20 protein-coding genes are annotated in these 16,708 nt (G+C 72.1%); 11 read left to right on the top strand and 9 right to left on the bottom strand.

Annotated features, from left to right (window positions below):
* Nucleotides 1–26 precede the first annotated feature (26 nt).
* Nucleotides 27–359: a cupin domain-containing protein gene (locus PKE79_RS10080; RefSeq protein WP_271173572.1), complete on the top strand. Its 333-nt coding sequence runs from the start codon at nt 27–29 to the stop codon at nt 357–359.
* Nucleotides 359–652 carry a DUF4287 domain-containing protein gene (locus tag PKE79_RS10075; RefSeq protein WP_271173571.1) on the top strand — a complete coding sequence of 98 codons (294 nt, stop codon included), beginning with the start codon at nt 359–361 and terminating at the stop codon, nt 650–652. Before PKE79_RS10080 ends, PKE79_RS10075 begins: the two co-directional genes overlap by 1 nt.
* Before the next feature lies 1 nt (nt 653).
* On the opposite strand, the gene PKE79_RS10070 is transcribed toward PKE79_RS10075, so the two are convergent.
* On the bottom strand, nt 654–1,202 hold the full coding sequence (locus PKE79_RS10070) for a nitroreductase family protein (RefSeq protein ID WP_271173684.1): 549 nt from the start codon (nt 1,200–1,202) through the stop codon (nt 654–656).
* Nucleotides 1,203–1,213: 11 nt separating this feature from the next.
* The gene (msrB, locus tag PKE79_RS10065; RefSeq protein ID WP_271173570.1) at nt 1,214–1,615 is read right to left on the bottom strand and encodes a peptide-methionine (R)-S-oxide reductase MsrB; all 402 of its coding nucleotides are present in this window, start codon (nt 1,613–1,615) and stop codon (nt 1,214–1,216) included.
* 72 nt (nt 1,616–1,687) lie between these two features.
* Here msrB and PKE79_RS10060 point away from each other — a divergent pair, with 72 nt between their 5' ends.
* The 5 genes from PKE79_RS10060 (at nt 1,688) to groL (ending at nt 5,627) form a co-directional block, all read left to right on the top strand.
* The gene (locus tag PKE79_RS10060) at nt 1,688–2,671 is read left to right on the top strand and encodes a DUF2332 domain-containing protein (protein ID WP_271173569.1); all 984 of its coding nucleotides are present in this window, start codon (nt 1,688–1,690) and stop codon (nt 2,669–2,671) included.
* Between the two features lie 35 nt (nt 2,672–2,706).
* A complete protein-coding gene (locus PKE79_RS10055; RefSeq protein ID WP_271173568.1) occupies nt 2,707–2,952 on the top strand; it encodes a DUF3263 domain-containing protein in 246 nt (81 codons plus the stop codon).
* Nucleotides 2,953–2,981: 29 nt separating this feature from the next.
* The gene (locus tag PKE79_RS10050) at nt 2,982–3,521 is read left to right on the top strand and encodes a LytR C-terminal domain-containing protein (RefSeq protein WP_271173567.1); all 540 of its coding nucleotides are present in this window, start codon (nt 2,982–2,984) and stop codon (nt 3,519–3,521) included.
* 103 nt (nt 3,522–3,624) lie between these two features.
* The gene (locus tag PKE79_RS10045; RefSeq protein ID WP_271173566.1) at nt 3,625–3,828 is read left to right on the top strand and encodes a cold-shock protein; all 204 of its coding nucleotides are present in this window, start codon (nt 3,625–3,627) and stop codon (nt 3,826–3,828) included.
* Nucleotides 3,829–4,007: 179 nt separating this feature from the next.
* The gene (groL, locus tag PKE79_RS10040; protein ID WP_271173565.1) at nt 4,008–5,627 is read left to right on the top strand and encodes a chaperonin GroEL; all 1,620 of its coding nucleotides are present in this window, start codon (nt 4,008–4,010) and stop codon (nt 5,625–5,627) included.
* Nucleotides 5,628–5,709: 82 nt separating this feature from the next.
* Here groL and PKE79_RS10035 read toward each other — a convergent pair whose 3' ends face one another.
* The 6 genes from PKE79_RS10035 to PKE79_RS10010 form a co-directional block, all read right to left on the bottom strand.
* A complete protein-coding gene (locus PKE79_RS10035) occupies nt 5,710–5,997 on the bottom strand; it encodes a WXG100 family type VII secretion target (protein ID WP_271173564.1) in 288 nt (95 codons plus the stop codon).
* Nucleotides 5,998–6,044: 47 nt separating this feature from the next.
* Nucleotides 6,045–7,847, bottom strand: coding sequence for a sensor histidine kinase (locus PKE79_RS10030; RefSeq protein WP_271173563.1), 1,803 nt, complete (start codon nt 7,845–7,847; stop codon nt 6,045–6,047).
* A 61-nt stretch (nt 7,848–7,908) separates the two neighbouring features.
* Entirely contained in the window at nt 7,909–8,604 is a 696-nt protein-coding gene (locus PKE79_RS10025) for a response regulator transcription factor (RefSeq protein WP_271173562.1), read from the bottom strand.
* An 81-nt stretch (nt 8,605–8,685) separates the two neighbouring features.
* Complete coding sequence (locus PKE79_RS10020; protein ID WP_271173561.1) at nt 8,686–10,329, bottom strand: DNA repair helicase XPB; 1,644 nt, start codon at nt 10,327–10,329, stop codon at nt 8,686–8,688.
* Between the two features lie 49 nt (nt 10,330–10,378).
* Nucleotides 10,379–12,070, bottom strand: a complete 1,692-nt coding sequence (locus PKE79_RS10015) for a helicase-associated domain-containing protein (RefSeq protein WP_271173560.1) — start codon at nt 12,068–12,070, stop codon at nt 10,379–10,381.
* A gap of 4 nt (nt 12,071–12,074) precedes the next feature.
* The gene (locus PKE79_RS10010) at nt 12,075–12,341 is read right to left on the bottom strand and encodes a multidrug ABC transporter ATPase (protein WP_271173559.1); all 267 of its coding nucleotides are present in this window, start codon (nt 12,339–12,341) and stop codon (nt 12,075–12,077) included.
* Nucleotides 12,342–12,437: 96 nt separating this feature from the next.
* Between PKE79_RS10010 and PKE79_RS10005 the strand changes: the two genes are divergently transcribed.
* Nucleotides 12,438–12,821, top strand: a complete 384-nt coding sequence (locus tag PKE79_RS10005; protein ID WP_271173558.1) for a cold-shock protein — start codon at nt 12,438–12,440, stop codon at nt 12,819–12,821.
* Nucleotides 12,814–13,530, top strand: coding sequence for a DUF3027 domain-containing protein (locus PKE79_RS10000; protein WP_271173557.1), 717 nt, complete (start codon nt 12,814–12,816; stop codon nt 13,528–13,530). The genes PKE79_RS10005 and PKE79_RS10000 overlap by 8 nt, the downstream gene beginning before the upstream one ends.
* A 62-nt stretch (nt 13,531–13,592) precedes the next feature.
* On the opposite strand, the gene serC is transcribed toward PKE79_RS10000, so the two are convergent.
* Nucleotides 13,593–14,702: a phosphoserine transaminase gene (gene serC, locus PKE79_RS09995; RefSeq protein ID WP_271173556.1), complete on the bottom strand. Its 1,110-nt coding sequence runs from the start codon at nt 14,700–14,702 to the stop codon at nt 13,593–13,595.
* Nucleotides 14,703–14,800: 98 nt separating this feature from the next.
* Here serC and PKE79_RS09990 point away from each other — a divergent pair, with 98 nt between their 5' ends.
* The gene (locus PKE79_RS09990) at nt 14,801–15,502 is read left to right on the top strand and encodes an iron-dependent transcriptional repressor DtxR (protein ID WP_271173555.1); all 702 of its coding nucleotides are present in this window, start codon (nt 14,801–14,803) and stop codon (nt 15,500–15,502) included.
* Between the two features lie 198 nt (nt 15,503–15,700).
* Nucleotides 15,701–16,621 (top strand): M23 family metallopeptidase, encoded by a 921-nt coding sequence (locus PKE79_RS09985; protein ID WP_271173554.1) that lies wholly within the window; start codon nt 15,701–15,703, stop codon nt 16,619–16,621.
* The last annotated feature ends 87 nt before the right edge of the window (nt 16,622–16,708 follow it).

Raw genomic sequence — 16,708 nt, 5'->3', positions numbered from 1 at the left:
CGCGTCGTGAGAGAGAGGAGCCGCTCATGGGCATCGTGACGGCGGATCGGATCCGCATGCCGGGCAGCAGGACGCTGCGCTTCGAGGGGCGGGAGCACGGCGCGGCGGTGTCGTTCTTCCATGTCGACAACGAGCCGGGTCAGGGGCCCGGGCTGCACCGCCATCCCTACTCGGAGACCTGGCATGTCCTCGCGGGCGAGGCCACGATCACGATGGGCGAGGAGACGATCGTCGCCCGCGCGGGCGACACCGCGACGGTCGGAGCCGGCGTGTGGCACGGCTTCGTCAACTCGGGCGATGGGCCTCTGCGCATCCTCTGCATCCACGCATCCGACACGATGATCCAGGAGTTCCTCTGATGTCCTTCCAGGCGTACCTCGACAACATCGAGACGAAGACCGGCGTCACGCCGCGCGCCTTCGTCGACCTCGCCGCCGAGCGCGGCTTCGGCCCCGGGACCAAGGCGGGCCCGATCATCGAGTGGCTCGCAGCCGACTACGGCCTCGGCCGCGGCCACGCGATGGCGCTCGTGCACGTCATCACCAAGGGCGACCGCATCGACGCGAAGCACGTCGGCAGCGGGACCGCCCACAGCGACGCGTCGGACCGGCTGTGGCTCGACGGCAAGGACACCCGGCCCGCGGGCTGGTGACCTAGGGGCGCTCGCCGCCCGGCATCCTGCCGAGGATCCGGTCCGGGTCGACACCGGGCCGGAACCCCTCGCGGTCGCGCGGAGGGCGCCCGCCGACGTACAGCCATCCGAGGAGCTTCTCGCGGCGGGTGAGGCCGTGCGCCTTCGCGACCGCGGGGGAGCGCACGAAGGCGCCCGTGCGCCACATCACACCCCAGCCGGCCTCGTCGAGGAGCAGGCTCAGCAGGTGGGCCACGCCCGACGCGACGGCCTCCTGCTCCCACTCCGGCACCTTCTCGGACGGGCGGGGGCTCGACACGATCGCGATGAGCAGGGGAGCGCGCAGCGGCTTCGTCGAAGGTCCGTCGCCTGTCGCCTCGCCGATCGCGCGGCCGAGCCGCAGACGGTCGTCGCCGCGCAGCTCGATGAGCCGCCACGGGGTGAGGTTCGAGTGGTCGGCGACGCGACCGGCCGCCGCCACGAGCGGCAGCAGCTCCTCGCGCGTGGGAGCCTCGTCGGTGACCTTGGACGATGAGCGCCGCGCGCGGGCGGCCTCGAGAGCGGAGCCCATGCGCGGAGCGCTCACGCCTCGGGCGTGAAGTTCAGCGAGAGCGAGTTCATGCAGTAGCGGTCGCCGGTGGGCGTGCCGAATCCGTCCGGGAAGACGTGCCCGAGGTGCGAGCCGCAGTTCGCGCAGCGGACCTCTGTCCGCACCATGCCGTGGCTCGTGTCCTCGAGCAGCTCGACGGCCTCGGGCCGCACCGACTCGTAGAAGCTCGGCCACCCGCAGTGCGAGTCGAACTTCGTGCCGCTCTGGAAGAGCTCGGCGCCGCATGCGGCGCACGTGTACAGGCCCGCGCGCTCCTCGTCGAGCAGCTCGCCGGTCCACGGCCGCTCGGTTCCGGCTTCGCGCAGCACCGCGTACTGCTCAGGCGTCAGCTCTGCACGCCACTCCGCCTCGGACTTCTCGACCCTGTACGACATGCCCCGATTCTACCGCCGCACAGGACGGCAGGGGCCGGAGGAGGGGCGCCGGGAGAAGGCAGAATGGCGGGGATGGACGAGGTCGCGCAGGTCGCCGAACGCTTCGCCCGGTTCGCCGCGGAGGAGGCGCCGGGACGGTCTCGCGTCTACGGCGACTGGGCGGCGAGGGTCGCCGAGGACGGCACGGTGGCCGCCGTGCTCGCCCGCATCCCGGCGGCGCACCGCCAGCCGCCGCTCGTGTTCGCCGTGACGCGCCTGCTCGGCGCGGCGGACGACGCCGACGCCGCCGACTGGGCGCGCTTCGTGCGCGAGCGGGCCGACGACATCGTCGCCGAGTGCGGCGTCCGCGGCCTGCAGACGAACGAGCCGCTGCGCTGCGCGGCGCTCCTGCCCGCGCTCTCGCTCGTCCCCGGCCCGATCGCCCTCCTCGAGCTCGGTGCATCGGGTGGCCTGTGCCTCTACCCCGACCGCTACTCGTACCGGTATGCGGCGACCGGCCGACACGTGCACCTCGACCCCGTCGACGGGGCGTCCGGGGTCGTACTGACCTCGACCTGGGATGGCCCGCTGCCGGAGCTGCGGCTGCCGGAGGTCGTCTGGCGCGCGGGCGTCGACCTGCAGCCGCGCGATCCGCGCGACCCGCGCGACCGCGCCTGGCTCGAGATGCTCGTGTGGCCGGGCGAGGAGGGGCGGCGCGAGCGGATCGCGCGGGCGCTCGACATCGCGGCGGCCGATCCGCCTCTTCTCATCGCAGGCGATGCCGGCGATCCCGAGGCCCTCCGCGCGCTCGCCGCGGACGCGCCATCGGAGGCGACGCTCGTCGTGTCGACGCCGGGCGTGCTCCCGTACCTCCCGCGTGCCCGCCGCGAGGCGCTCATCGACGCCATCCGGGCACTCGGGGCTCGCTGGATCACGCTCGACGCGCCGGGGCTCCACAGCGGATGGACCGAGCCGGTCGGCGAGGCGGAATGGCCCGGTGGCTTCGCGCTCGCTCTCGACGGCCGCGTGCTCGCCGCGGCGGATCCGCTCGGGGCATGCGTCCGCTGGCGCGCCTGACGGCCGAGCGGCGCCGCGCGCCATACGCTCGGAGCATGTCCACCTCCCTGTCGGAACGCGAGCGCGCCATCCTCGCCTTCGAGGCGGCGTGGGGCGCCCACGGCGGCGCCAAGGAGGAGGCGATCCGCGCAGAGCTCGCGATGACCCCGGCGCGGTACTACCAGCTGCTCGGGCGGCTGATCGACACCGAGGCCGCGCTCGCCGCGGATCCGCTCCTCGTCAAGCGCCTCCGCCGACTGCGCGACGAGCGCGAGGCGGCGCGCCTCCGCGTCACCAGCTGATCCACGACGTCCGCGGATAGCATCGAGGGATGCCGAGCACCTACCCCCGGGACCGCTTCGACGACATCCCGCGCGAGACCGGGCGCGTCGGCGCCCACCGCGCGGAGAACCCGGGCATGAGCGGACCCGCCGTGCTGCTGTGGGCGATCGTCGCGATGATCGTGCTCGTGATCGCGGGGATCCTCGGCTTCCTCGTCCTCTCGCAGCAGGGCGCGCTCCCGGCGCCCGAGAACACGCCGGCGCCGGCGGCGACGACGGCGCCCGTCGTCGACACGTCGTACTCGGTGCTCGTCCTCAACGGCACGGCGACAGAGGGGCTCGACGACGAGGTCGCGGCGCAGCTCGTCGACGCGGGCTTCCCCGAGGGGGCCGTGACCCCCACCGACTCCGACGAGACCGACTTCGAGAAGACGACCGTCTTCTACGCGAGCCCCGAGGACGAGCCGGCGGCGCGCGGCGTCGCGGAGGCCATCGGCGCGACCGAGGTGGTGCAGAGCGACGCGTACCAGAGCGGCGACGGCCGACAGCTCACGGTGGTCGTCGGACTCGACCGTGTTTCCGGCGCGTAAACGTCACGAGACGACCGTGTCAAACGTCGCCTGATCGACGTTCTGCCGCGGAATCACGCGGATACGATCGCTCCAGTTCCATCCCGCAACAGGAGTGATCGCCATGACCCAGGGCACCGTGAAGTGGTTCAACGCCGAGAAGGGCTACGGGTTCATCACCGTCGCCGACGGCGGCCAGGACGTCTTCGTGCACTATTCGAACATCGAGATGACCGGCTTCCGCGTGCTCGAGGAGGGCCAGGCCGTCGAGTTCACGGTGGGCACCGGGCAGAAGGGCCCCCAGGCCGAGGCGGTCCGCCCCGTCTGAGCGCTCCCGCCTTCTCCGCAGCCGCCCCGCGACCCCGGTCGCGGGGCGGCTGCGCGTGTGTCGGCGGGTGACGCCTCCCGGCTTGCACTCGATGGGGTCGAGTGCCAAAATGGCGTTTAGCACTCCCGTCAAGAGAGTGCTAAACCCATACGCCTACGTCCGGGAGGGACGACAAACACATGGCAAAGATCATCGCTTTCGACGAAGAGGCCCGTCGCGGCCTCGAGCGCGGCCTCAACACGCTGGCCGACGCCGTCAAGGTGACGCTCGGCCCGCGTGGTCGCAACGTCGTGCTCGAGAAGAAGTGGGGCGCTCCCACGATCACGAACGACGGCGTCTCCATCGCGAAGGAGATCGAGCTCGACGACCCGTACGAGAAGATCGGCGCCGAGCTCGTCAAGGAGGTCGCGAAGAAGACCGACGACGTCGCCGGTGACGGCACGACCACGGCCACCGTCCTCGCCCAGGCGCTCGTCCGCGAGGGCCTCCGCAACGTCGCCGCGGGCGCCGACCCGATCAGCCTCAAGCGCGGCATCGAGAAGGCCGTCAAGGCGGTCACCGACCAGCTCCTCTCCACCGCGAAGGAGATCGAGTCGAAGGAGCAGATCGCCGCGACGGCGTCGATCTCGGCTGCGGACACCTCGATCGGCGAGCTCATCGCCGAGGCGATCGACAAGGTCGGCAAGGAGGGCGTCGTCACGGTCGAGGAGGCCCAGGCCTTCGGCACCGAGCTCGAGCTGACGGAGGGCATGCGCTTCGACAAGGGCTACCTCAACCCCTACTTCGTGACGGACCCGGAGCGCCAGGAGGCCGTCTTCGAGGACCCGTACATCCTCATCGCGAACCAGAAGATCTCGAACATCAAGGACCTTCTGCCCGTCGTCGACAAGGTGATCCAGGCGGGCAAGGAGCTCGTCATCATCGCCGAGGACGTCGAGGGCGAGGCTCTCGCGACGCTCGTGCTCAACAAGATCCGCGGCATCTTCAAGTCGGTCGCCGTCAAGGCCCCCGGCTTCGGCGACCGCCGCAAGGCGCAGCTGCAGGACATCGCGATCCTCACGGGCGGCCAGGTCATCACGGAGGAGGTCGGCCTCAAGCTCGAGAACACCGACCTCGAGCTCCTCGGCCGTGCGCGCAAGGTCATCATCACCAAGGACGAGACGACGATCGTCGAGGGTGCCGGTGACGCCGCGCAGATCGAGGGTCGCGTGACCCAGATCCGCCGCGAGATCGAGAACACCGACAGCGACTACGACCGCGAGAAGCTGCAGGAGCGCCTCGCCAAGCTCGCCGGCGGCGTCGCCGTCATCAAGGCGGGCGCGGCCACCGAGGTCGAGCTCAAGGAGCGCAAGCACCGCATCGAGGACGCCGTCCGCAACGCGAAGGCGGCCGTCGAGGAGGGCATCGTCCCCGGTGGTGGCGTCGCGCTCATCCAGGCGGGCCAGGTCGCGTTCGACGGTCTCGAGCTCACGGGCGACGAGGCGACCGGCGCGAACATCGTGAAGATCGCCATCGAGGCTCCGCTCAAGCAGATCGCGCTCAACGCGGGCCTCGAGCCGGGCGTCGTCGCGAACCGCGTCGCCGAGCTCCCGGTCGGCCAGGGCCTCAACGCGGCCACGGGCGAGTACGTCGACCTCTTCGAGGCCGGCATCATCGACCCCGCCAAGGTCACGCGCTCGGCTCTGCAGAACGCCGCGTCGATCGCCGGCCTGTTCCTCACGACCGAGGCGGTCGTCGCGGACAAGCCGGAGAAGGCCGCGGCCGCTCCTGCCGACCCCAGCGGCGGCATGGACTTCTGATCCGCGCCGCGCGCTCGTCGCGCTGAACGACACGAAGGGCCCCTCCTCGCGGAGGGGCCCTTCTGCGTACCGGGACGCGGGCTCAGCGGAACATGCCGGCGCTGGCCTGCTCCGCCTCGGCGTACTGCATCCCCGCGACGCTGAGCGCCTGCCCGATCGACGCGAGGGACTCCTGGATGGCGAGCTGTGCCGCCCGCCACTGGTCCATGACGCTCTGGAACCCCGCGGCGGCCGATCCCTGCCACACCGCCTGCAGCTCGAGCAGCTGTGCGAGCATGGTGTCGGAATCGGCCTGGATGCGGTCGCCCGTGGCACGGACGTTGGCGGACTGAGCGACGAGGGCGTCGCTGTCGACGGCGAAGATCGGCATGGGTGCTCCTTCTCGTGTGACCGCCGGAGATCGGCGTGGTCCTCACGCTAGGAGCGGGGCGCGCCGCCCTCCGGGTCGTCCACAGCGTCGCCCGGCGACACCGCGGCGATGCCGGACTGTGCACGCGGCGTCGCCCCGGCATCCGACCCCTCCCGGGCGAGCGGGAAGGCCACGCGGAACGTCGCGCCGCCTCCCGGGGTGTCGGTCACCTGGACGGTTCCGCTGAGGGAGTCGACGATCGAGGCGACGATCGAGAGGCCCAGGCCGCTGCCTCCCGTCTCCCGTGCGCGCGAGGTGTCGGCCCGCCAGAACCGCTGGAAGACCTTGTCCCTGATCGACTCGGGGACGCCCTCGCCATGGTCGACGATCGCGATCCATCCGGTGCGCGCCGCGGCGTCCACGCCCACCTCGATGACGATGGGGGATTCGGCGGGGCTGTAGCGGCGCGCATTGCCGAGCAGGTTCGACACCACCTGGCGGATCTTGTCCTCCTCGCCGCGGACGATCGGAGGGAGCGCGACGGGCTTCGCGGGCGGCTGCACGGGGATGTCGAGCTGCGCGACGAGCGGCTGCTCGCCTGTCTGGGCCGGGCGTCGGCGACGCAGCGCCGCCGACGCGCGGGCGATCGCGGCGGTTCCCGGCGCCCAGCGCCGCCGCGGCGCGTCGGGCCCGTCCGCGCGGCCGTCCTCGGGAGCGGATGTCGCGGCCTCGAGCTCGGCGCGCTCGGGCAGCGTCACCGCGCCCGTGATCGCCTCGAAGGTGTGGTCGACGACCGTGACGTCGCGGCCCGGCTCGGCCGCGCGGACGTCGAGCGCGGCATCGTGCGCGATCGGGCGGAGGTCGACCGGGCGGATGTCGAGCTCGCGGCGGTCGTCGAGCCGGGTGAGGGCGAGCAGGTCCTCGACGAGGACGCCCATCCGCTTGGCCTCGGCCTCGATGCGCTCCATCGCCTTGGCCGTCGCCTCCTCGCCCTGCAGCGCGCCCATCCGGTACAGCTCGGCGTAGCCGCGCACGCTCACGAGCGGCGTGCGCAGCTCGTGGCTCGCGTCGCCGATGAAGCGGCGCATCTGCCGCACCGTGGCGTCGCGCTCGTCGATCGCCCCGTCGATGCGGTCGAGCATCGTGTTGATCGCGATCTTGAGGCGGCCGATCTCGGTGCTGGGCTCGATGTCGGTCATCCGCTGGCTGAAGTCACCCGCCGCGATCTCCATGGCGGTCGCCTCGACCTGGCCGAAGCGGCGGAACGTCAGCGTCACGAGGCCGCGGGTGAGGAACGCCGCCGCGATGACCGTCGCGAACGCGACGAGCGTGAAGACGGCGATGTACGTGCGGACGAAGCTGTCGACGTCGGCGAGGGGGAGCGCGACGACCGTGGCGTACGGGAGGTCGTAGCTCTCCGACTGGAGCGTGTTCACGGTCGTCGCGGCGTAGAACCCGGGTCCGCGCCCGGTCTCCGCGTCGAGGGGGACGATGCTGCCGCGCCGGATGTACGCCTCGTCGAGGGGCAGGCGGCGCGGGAAGGCGGGCTCCGCGGCCTCCTCCGAGCCGCCCGCGGTCGCGATGAGCTCGCCCTCGCGGTTGTACATCGCGACGAAGTACTCGGTGCGCGGCTCGTTGTCGGCCGGCACGAACATGAGCTCGCCCGACGCCGTCGTGAGCGGCGTGAGGAGCCGCTCGGCGACGTTCGAGTCGGCGTACTCCTGGACCGTGCTGCGGACGCTGCCGAGCAGGTTCTGCTGGAGGATGGGCACGGTCACGACGCCCGTGATGAGGAGTCCGACGGCGAGGACGAACACCGTCACGCCGGTGACCTTCGCCCGCAGGCTGACGCGTCGCCACCACCGGGTCACGGCGTCGTGCTTGCGTGCCAGGGCAGGGCCTTTCCGCGAGGCGGGGCGCGCCCGCCGACTGTCAGGAGACCTTGTCGACCTTCAGCATGTAGCCGAAGCCGCGCTTGGTCTGGATGAGCGACTCCGCGGTGTGCGGGTCGATCTTGCGGCGCAGGTACGAGATGTAGCTCTCGACGATGCCCGCGTCGCCGTTGAAGTCGTACTCCCACACGTGGTCGAGGATCTGCGCCTTCGACAGCACGCGGTTCGGGTTGAGCATGAGGTAGCGGAGGAGCTTGAACTCCGTCGGGCTCAGGTCGATCTGCTCGTCGCCGACGTAGACGTCGTGCGTGTCCTGGTCCATCGTGAGCTCGCCCGCGCGGATGACCGACTCCTCCTCGTCGTTCTGCATCGTGCGGCGCAGGACGGCCTGGATGCGCGCGACGATCTCGTCGAGGCTGAACGGCTTCGTGACGTAGTCGTCGCCGCCGACGTTGAGGCCCTTGATCTTGTCCTCGGTCTCGTCCTTGGCGGTGAGGAAGATGATCGGGGCGGTGTATCCGGCGTCGCGCAGGCGCTTGGTGACGCTGAACCCGTTCATGTCGGGGAGCATGACGTCGAGCACGATGAGATCGGGCTCCTCCTCCAGCACGGCCGAGATGGTCTGGGCTCCGTTGGACACGGTCCGAACCTGGAATCCGGCGAATCGCAGGCTCTGCGAGAGCAGGTCGCGGATGTTCGGCTCGTCGTCGACGACCAGGATGCGCGGTGCGGTCATGACCCCATTATGTCGGTGCCGGGTAAGCGCGGGCTGGAAATCCGCGCGTCGGGCCCGGAATCCGTGCGCCGAGCGCGAACGCTACGCGGCGGCGAGCCGCTCGGCGTCGAGGATCGTGTAGCTGTAGCCCTGCTCGGCGAGGAACCGCTGACGGTTCTGCGCGAAGTCCTGATCCACCGTGTCGCGCGCGATGAGCGTGTAGAAGCTCGCTGTGTGGTCGGTCTGCTTCGGACGCAGGAGGCGTCCCAGGCGCTGAGCCTCCTCCTGGCGGGAGCCGAACGACCCCGACACCTGGATCGCGACCGACGCCTCGGGCAGGTCGACGGAGAAGTTCGCGACCTTCGACACGACGAGCAGCTTCAGCGACCCCTCCCGGAACGCCGAGAACAGCCGCTCGCGCTCGTCCACGGGCGTGGCGCCCGTGATCTTCGGCGCGCCGAGCGCCTCGGAGAGCTCGTCGAGCTGGTCGAGGTACTGGCCGATCACGAGCACCTGCTCGTCGGGGTGGTGCGCGAGGATGCGCCGCACGGCGTCGATCTTCGCGGGCGCCGTCGCCGCCAGCCGGTAGCGCTCGTCGTCGGCCGCGGCCGCGTACTCGAGGCGCTCCGACGCCGGCAGGTCGATCCGGACCTCGTAGCAGGCCGCGGGGGAGATGTAGCCCTGCGCCTCGATCTCCTTCCACGGCGCGTCGAACCGCTTGGGCCCGATGAGGCTGAAGACGTCGCCCTCCCTGCCGTCCTCGCGCACGAGCGTCGCGGTGAGTCCGAGCCGTCGGCGCGCCTGCAGGTCGGCGGTGAGTTTGAAGACGGGCGCGGGCAGCAGGTGCACCTCGTCGTACACGATCAGCCCCCAGTCGAGGGCGTCGAGGAGCGAGAGATGCGCGTACTCGCCCTTCCGCTTCGACGTGAGGATCTGGTACGTCGCGATCGTGACCGGCTTGATCTCCTTGGACTGCCCCGAGTACTCGCCGATCTCCTCGGGCGTGAGCGTCGTGCGCCGCAGCAGCTCGTCGCGCCACTGGCGCGCCGACACCGTGTTCGTCACGAGGATGAGGGTCGTCGTCCCGGTCGCGGCCATCGCGCCCGCTCCGACGAGGGTCTTCCCGGCGCCGCACGGCAGCACGACGACGCCCGAGCCGTCCTCGCGGAAGGTGTCGACCGCGAGCCGCTGGTAGGGGCGCAGCGCCCACCCGTCCTCGGCGAGGGCGATGGAGTGGGGCGTGCCCGGCGTGTAGCCCGCGCGGTCCTCCGCGGGCCATCCGATCTTCAGCAGCTCCTGCTTGATGTGCCCGCGCGCCCACGCGTCGACGATGTAGGAGTCGGGCGTCGGGTGCTCGACGAGCAGCGGCTGGATGCGCTTGTTGCGCGAGACCTCGGTGATCACCGCCTCGTCCTGGGAGACGAGGCGCAGGCGGCCCTCGTCGTCGCGGTCGATCACGAGGCGCCCGTATCGGTTCACGGTCTCGCGGATGTCCGTCGACACCGAGGGCGGGACGGGGAACCGCGACCATCGGTCGAGGGTCTCCAGCATGTCGTCGGCGGTGTGCCCGGCTGCGCGCGCGTTCCACAGGCCCAGCCGGGTCACGCGGTACGTGTGGATGTGCTCGGGCGCCCGCTCGAGCTCGGCGAACACCGCGAGCTCGTGGCGCGCGGCCTCCGCGTCGGGGTGCGCGACCTCGAGCAGCACCGTGCGGTCGCTCTGGACGATGAGGGGGCCGTCGGACATAGCTGTCCAGTCTACCGGCGGGCCGCCGCCGTGGGGTCGGGGCGGTGCGTCACGCGGTGCGGACCGAGCGGATGAGCGAGACCGGGAGGGTGCGCTCGACGTCGGCCGCGCGGTCGAGGCCGCGCAGCCGTCCTCCGCCGATCCCCGACGCCTCGAGCGTCAGCTCGCGCGTCGTCCCGTCGGGCATCGCGACCTCGACGACGATGACGGCCTTCGCGCGGACGGCGGCGTCGAGCTCGCGCTCGCGCCACGCGGCCTCCGCATCCTCGCCGTGAGAAGCGCGCAGCCGGTCGATGACGGCCCGGTACCGGTCCTCGGGAGCATCCTCCTCGGCAGCGGGCGCGAGTCGGCGGCGGTGCAGCGCGACGGTGCGGCCGTCGTCGTCGATCGCGACGACGGGATAGCGCGCGTCGGCGAGCGCCCAGTAGACGGTCTGCCGTGCAGCGCGCGTCCGCAGCAGCGCGCCCTCGCGCACGAGGCCCAGCGGGCGCAGCGCCTGGTCGACGCCGATGGTCTCGACGAGATGGTGGTCGCGGCTCGACACGATCGTGTGGCCGCTGCCCGGCTCGACCGAGACCCGCACGAGGCCGTGCCGCTCGGCGGTCCGGGTGAGCAGGTAGTCGAGCGGCTGCGGGATGCCGGTGAGCGAGAGCTCGGAGAGGAACGAGCGGATGGCCTCGGCCGTCTCGCCGCCCGCGATCGCCGACGAGAGCGACGCCTCGGTGAAGCGGTAGGTCGAGGCCTGCGCGTGCGACTCGCGGACGGTCATCGCGCGCAGGCGCATGTCGAGCGCGGGCACGAGCGGTCCGGGGGAGATCGCGGTGAGGTCGTTCTGCAGGAAGACGCGGTCGACCTCACCGGGGAGGAGCTCTGCGAGGGGGCCGGCGTCGGCGGCGCCGCCCGCCCGGAACGGCGTCGCCCACGGGGTCTCCGTGCCGTCGGGCGCGATGAGGCCGAGCAGAGCCGCCAGACGCAGGGCCGAGGCCGCCCGCTCGGGCCAGGCCGGGTCGAGCGGATAGGCGTCGACCCACGCCGACGGCGGCACCCAGCCGCCCTCGCGGGTGCGCAGACCTGCGGGCAGCGCGTCGCGCCATCCCGTCGCGAGGATCTCCCAGCGACGACGCGTGGGCTCGCGCGTCCAGTCCTCGCCGGCGTCGGCCACGAGCCAGGCGCGATCCACCGGACGCACGAGGCCGGCCGCCTCGGCGAGCGCGACGAGGTCGTCGAGCTCCTCGGCGTCGCGCACGACCTCGTCCTGCACGAGCCGGCGCCGGTCGGACGCGCCGACCGACCCGCCGCCGACGCGCGACAGCGGAGTCGCGAGCGCCGCGACGAGCACGTCAGCGAGCGCCCCGAGGGTCGTGAAGGCGCGCTCCGCCGCCCGAGCCGCGGCCGACTCGTCGGCGGGCTGAGGGGCGTCGTGGCGGGCAGGCGCGAGGTCCACGCCGTCGAGCGCGCGATGGACCGACGGCAGCGGCGACCCGGATCCGTCGACGAGCGAGGACGCGATGCCCTCGTCGGCGATCGGACGGCGGCTGGCGAGGTCGGCGAGCACGTCGCGCGGGAGCTGACGCAGCGCCGTCGTCAACGACTCGGGGGCGAGCAGCGCGTCGGCGGCGTCGAAGAAGTCGCGCCAGCCGACGTGGGCGGAGACCCGGCGGGCCGCGAGGAGCGAGCCGAGCCGCGCGTCGGACATCGCGGCCAGCCGCTCCGCCAGCACCCGTGCGTCCGCGCCGCTCATCCGCTCAGCTCCGGCGCGAGGCGCGACCCCTTCGCACGAAGCTCATGACGAGCAGCGTGAGGAGCAGGAGGAAGGCGATCACGGGCCCGATCATCTGCACGAGGAACACGACCGGCCACGCGCCGCCGCTGAAGTCGGTGACCCCTGAGGCGGTCGCGATGATCACGGCGAGGAAGCAGCCGATCGACAGCACGACGATCCCCAGGGACATGAACGCGAGGATGCGGTCGACGCGGCGGACCGCGGGCTGCGCGCTGGGCTGATCACTCATCCTGACCAGGATAGTCGTACGCCTGCCGGACTAGGATGGCGGGGAGGGATCGATCGATCCCTCTCTCTACGTTCCAGCGGTATCAGCGAGGTTCACATGCCCACCGGCAAGGTCAGGTTCTACGACGAGGACAAGGGCTTCGGCTTCATCACGTCGGACGACGGACAGGACGACGTGTTCCTGCACGCGAGCGCGCTCCCCGCGGGCGCGGTCGTGAAGGCCGGGACGCGGCTCGAGTTCGGGATCGCCGACGGCCGCAAGGGGCCGCAGGCGCTCTCGGTGCGGGTGCTCGAGGCTCCGCCGAGCCTCGCGAAGGCGTCGCGCAAGAAGGCAGACGACATGGCCGTCATCGTCGAGGACCTCGTGAAGCTCCTCGACGACATCGGCGGCGACCTGCGTCGCGGCCGCTACCCCTCGTCGTCGCACGCGCGCAAGGTCGCGGCCGTGCTGCGCAAGGTCGCGGACGAGCTCGATGTCTGAGGCTCCCGAGCCTGCGGCGGACGCGGAGGCGCTCGCGGATTCCGCGGCGCCCCGCGAGGACGCCTCCCTCGAGGCCGCGCCCGTCGAGCCCGACCCTCGCCTGCTCGAGGCTCGGGATCTCGCGCTCGCCGCGCTGCGGGAGATCACGCCCGCGCAGACCATCGGCGAGCCGGCGGGCTACACCGTCGAGGGCGACGGCGTCGTCTCGCTGCGCTTCGAGAACCGCCTGAGCGGCTATCCGGGATGGCACTGGACCGTCTCCCTCGCGGTGGTCGAGGACGCCGAGCCGACCGTGCTCGAGGCGGAGCTGCTGCCGGGCGATGGAGCGCTGCTCGCGCCCGAGTGGGTGCCGTGGTCGGTGCGCCTCGAGGAGTACAAGGCGGCGCAGAGCGCGGCGGCCGAGGCCGCGGCGGCCGACGAGTCCGATGAGGGCGAGGACTTCGCGCCCGAGGGCGACGAGTTCGACCAGGACGAGGACGACTTCGACGAGGACGGCTCGCCGATCCTGCACGCGGGAGACGTCGACGGCGTCGACATCGACGAGCTCGACGCGGGCGACGACGATGCGGCCGACGACGATGCGGCCGACGACGACGATGCGGCCGAGTCCGACGAGGACTACGACGAGGACGACGACGAGGCGCGCAGCGAGGACGACGACGCGGACGAGGACGACGACGCGTGGGATGACGACGACGCGGAGGACTGACCGCGTGAGACAGGAGGAGCCCCGGCCGGCCGGCCGGGGCTCCTCCTGTCTGCGGCGACGGATCAGCTGTTCTCGAGAACGAAGTCGATCGCGCGCGTGAGCTGGCGGACGTCCTCGGGCTCGATCGAGACGAACGTCGCGATCCGGAGCTGGTTGCGGCCGAGCTTGCGGTACGGCTCGGTGTCGACGATCCCGTTGGCGCGCAGCGTCTTGGCGACCGCCGCCGCGTCGACGGCCTCGTCGAAGTCGATCGTCACGACGACGGGGGAGCGGTGCGCGGGGTCGGCCACGAACGGTGTCGCCGAGGACGACGCCTCGGCCCACGTGTACAGCGCCTGCGACGACTCCGCCGTGCGGGCCGCGGCCCACTCGAGGCCGCCGTTCTCCAGGATCCAGCCCAGCTGGCTGTCGAGGAGATGGAGCGTCGCGAGGGCAGGGGTGTTGAGCGTCTGCTCCTTGCGCGAGTTGTCGACCGCATTCCAGAGGCTGAGGAACTCCGGGATGTAGCGGTCGGAGGCGTGCAGGCGCTCGATGCGCTCGATCGCCGCGGGCGACATCGCGGCGAACCACAGCCCGCCGTCCGAGCCGAGGTTCTTCTGCGGCGCGAAGTAGTACACGTCGGTCTCGGCGACATCGAAGTCGATGCCGCCGGCCGCGCTCGTCGCGTCGATCACGGTGAGCGCACCCGCGTCGCCGGACACGCGCCGGATCGGTGCGGCCACGCCCGTGGACGTCTCGTTGTGCGGCCAGGCGTAGACGTCGACGCCCTCGACCGGCTCGGACTCGGCGCGCGTGCCCGGCTCCGCCTTGCGGACATCGGGGGCCTCGAGCCACGGCGCGGCGGCCGCCTTCGCGAACTTCCCGCCGAACTCGCCGAACACGAGGTTCTGCGCGCGGCGCTCGATGAGCCCGAACGCGGCCGCATCCCAGAACGCGGTCGAGCCGCCGTTGCCCGTGACGATCTCGTAGCCGTCGGGCAGGCGGAGCAGCTGCGCGAGGCGCTCGCGCACGCTCGCGACGAGGTTCTTCACCGGCGCCTGGCGGTGCGACGTCCCGAGGAGCGACGATCCCGCCTCGGCGAGGGCGGCGACCTGCTCGGGACGCACCTTCGAGGGGCCGCAGCCGAACCGGCCGTCGGAGGGAAGGAGATCGGCGGGGATCGTGAGCGTCATGCTGCTCATCCTACGGCGCGTGCGCGGGCGGCCACGGCGGCCAGCGCCCGGTGTCCGTGCTCCCGGTTAGGATTGCCTTCGACGCAGACGGAGGATCGATGACCGACCTGATCGACACCACGGAGATGTACCTCCGCACCATCCTCGACCTCGAGGAGGAGGAGATCATCCCCCTGCGCGCGCGCATCTCCGAGCGCCTCGGCCACTCCGGCCCGACCGTCTCGCAGACCGTCGCCCGCATGGAGCGCGACGGCCTCGTCGTCGTCGCCGAGGACCGCCGTCTGCAGCTCACCGACGAGGGCAGGGCCAAGGCCGTCGAGGTGATGCGCAAGCACCGCCTCGCGGAGCGCCTCCTGTCGGACGTGATCGGCCTCGACTGGGCCTACGTCCACGACGAGGCGTGCCGGTGGGAGCACGTCATGAGCGAGCAGGTCGAGCGCCGCCTCGTCGAGCTGCTCGGCTACCCGACCGAGTCGCCGTACGGCAACCCGATCCCCGGGCTGGAGCAGCTCGGGGAGTTCTCCGTCGAGCGAGCCGATCAGGGGGTGGTCGGCCTCGTGCGCCGCCTCGACGAGAACGGCGGGCCCGTCTCCGGCACGGTCCGGCGGCTCGCCGAGTCGGCCCAGGTCGATCCCGAGCTCCTGCAGCAGCTGCGCGACGCCGGGGTCGTGCCGGGTGCGCACGGCGACTTCCGCTACAGCGAGGGGTACGTGCTGGTCCAGATCGCGGGCGCGCAGGACGCGCTCGAGCTGCCCGTGGAGATCGCGTCGCACATCTTCCTCGTCGACGATCGCGGCTGACGCTCGGCTGGGAGCCCGACGGGGAGCGTGACATTTCCGTTATCTTCCGTTACCGTTGAGCGATACCCGGCGGCTCCGAGCCCCGGGCGCTCCGTGAGAAATCGCCTCCCCGGCTCGTCGTTCTGACGGAGTGAGACTGTGCCCCGACCAGTTCTGACGAGTCGGCGCTCCCTGGCGCGAGGCGACGGAGGAGACAACTTGGCTGAGAACCCCACGTCCGCTGGCGCCCCCGACGCCGACGCGACGACCCCGACGAAGGCCGTGCAGCCCGTGACGCGAGGAATCGTCGTCATGCCGCGCAGCGACGTCCGGCGCATGGAGCGGGCCGCCCGCCGTGCCGGCGCCCCCCAGGTGAAGCCGGTCCGCGCCGCGGGCACGATCGCCGCCGTCCTCGCCCTGCTCGCCGGTGTCGCGATCCCTGCGTACGCGGCGACGCAGCCGGCGCCCGAGACCGTCTCGATGCAGGACGCCGCCGAGCGCGAGGCCCAGTCGATCGCGGTGGACGCCGCGGTCGAGACCGCCCCGCTGAGCGGCGCGGCGTACTCCGCGACGACCCCGGAGGAGATCGAGGAGGCCAAGGCGGCCGCCGCGGCGGCGGAGGCCGCCGAGCGCGCCCGTGAGCAGGCAGAGCTCCTCGCCCAGCAGCAGCGCGAGCAGCAGGCCCAGCAGCAGGAGCAGCAGGCGCAGACCGCGCCGCAGCAGCCGCAGCAGCAGCCGCAGACGTACGAGCCCCCGGTCGTGAGCGACGGCGGCATCTGCCCGCTGCCCGCCGGCACCTACTACGTGAGCCGCTCGGTCGGGTCGGGCCACGAGGGCACCGACATGGTCGCGCCCGCGATGACCCCGATCTACGCCGTGAAGTCCGGCACCGTCATCACCTCGCAGGAGGCGCTCGGCGGCTGGGGCGTCACCGTCGCGATCGACCACGGCGACGGCACCTCGAGCCTCTACGGCCACATGACCTACGGAACCCGCCAGGTCGAGGTCGGCCAGACCGTCGAAGCGGGCCAGCTGATCGGCTACGTCGGCTCGACCGGCCGCTCCACGGCGAACCACCTCCACATCGAGTACCGCATCAACGGCGCGATCGTCGACCCGATGAGCTACCTCCCGATCTGATCGGATCCCGCGAGAGAGCGCCCGGCACGTCACGTGCCGGGCGCTCTGTCGCATCCGGCGACGGAATCCCCGGCTGTTCACCCGCTC

This window comes from Microbacterium barkeri (assembly GCF_027921765.1).
GTDB classification, from domain to species: Bacteria; Actinomycetota; Actinomycetes; order Actinomycetales; family Microbacteriaceae; genus Microbacterium; species Microbacterium barkeri.
The sequence above is the reverse complement of the archived record's forward strand: the minus strand, read 5'-3'. Positions and strand labels throughout refer to the sequence as shown.

What these genes read in the sequence shown, in the direction of transcription:
- PKE79_RS10080 (WP_271173572.1), top strand. Translation starts at nt 27, where the DNA reads ATGGGCATCGTGACGGCGGATCGGATCCGCATGCCGGGCAGCAGGACG.
- PKE79_RS10075 (WP_271173571.1), top strand. Translation starts at nt 359, where the DNA reads ATGTCCTTCCAGGCGTACCTCGACAACATCGAGACGAAGACCGGCGTC.
- PKE79_RS10070 (WP_271173684.1), bottom strand. Translation starts at nt 1,202, where the DNA reads ATGGGCTCCGCTCTCGAGGCCGCCCGCGCGCGGCGCTCATCGTCCAAG.
- msrB (WP_271173570.1), bottom strand. Translation starts at nt 1,615, where the DNA reads ATGTCGTACAGGGTCGAGAAGTCCGAGGCGGAGTGGCGTGCAGAGCTG.
- PKE79_RS10060 (WP_271173569.1), top strand. Translation starts at nt 1,688, where the DNA reads ATGGACGAGGTCGCGCAGGTCGCCGAACGCTTCGCCCGGTTCGCCGCG.
- PKE79_RS10055 (WP_271173568.1), top strand. Translation starts at nt 2,707, where the DNA reads ATGTCCACCTCCCTGTCGGAACGCGAGCGCGCCATCCTCGCCTTCGAG.
- PKE79_RS10050 (WP_271173567.1), top strand. Translation starts at nt 2,982, where the DNA reads ATGCCGAGCACCTACCCCCGGGACCGCTTCGACGACATCCCGCGCGAG.
- PKE79_RS10045 (WP_271173566.1), top strand. Translation starts at nt 3,625, where the DNA reads ATGACCCAGGGCACCGTGAAGTGGTTCAACGCCGAGAAGGGCTACGGG.
- groL (WP_271173565.1), top strand. Translation starts at nt 4,008, where the DNA reads ATGGCAAAGATCATCGCTTTCGACGAAGAGGCCCGTCGCGGCCTCGAG.
- PKE79_RS10035 (WP_271173564.1), bottom strand. Translation starts at nt 5,997, where the DNA reads ATGCCGATCTTCGCCGTCGACAGCGACGCCCTCGTCGCTCAGTCCGCC.
- PKE79_RS10025 (WP_271173562.1), bottom strand. Translation starts at nt 8,604, where the DNA reads ATGACCGCACCGCGCATCCTGGTCGTCGACGACGAGCCGAACATCCGC.
- PKE79_RS10020 (WP_271173561.1), bottom strand. Translation starts at nt 10,329, where the DNA reads ATGTCCGACGGCCCCCTCATCGTCCAGAGCGACCGCACGGTGCTGCTC.
- PKE79_RS10015 (WP_271173560.1), bottom strand. Translation starts at nt 12,070, where the DNA reads ATGAGCGGCGCGGACGCACGGGTGCTGGCGGAGCGGCTGGCCGCGATG.
- PKE79_RS10010 (WP_271173559.1), bottom strand. Translation starts at nt 12,341, where the DNA reads ATGAGTGATCAGCCCAGCGCGCAGCCCGCGGTCCGCCGCGTCGACCGC.
- PKE79_RS10005 (WP_271173558.1), top strand. Translation starts at nt 12,438, where the DNA reads ATGCCCACCGGCAAGGTCAGGTTCTACGACGAGGACAAGGGCTTCGGC.
- PKE79_RS10000 (WP_271173557.1), top strand. Translation starts at nt 12,814, where the DNA reads ATGTCTGAGGCTCCCGAGCCTGCGGCGGACGCGGAGGCGCTCGCGGAT.
- serC (WP_271173556.1), bottom strand. Translation starts at nt 14,702, where the DNA reads ATGACGCTCACGATCCCCGCCGATCTCCTTCCCTCCGACGGCCGGTTC.
- PKE79_RS09990 (WP_271173555.1), top strand. Translation starts at nt 14,801, where the DNA reads ATGACCGACCTGATCGACACCACGGAGATGTACCTCCGCACCATCCTC.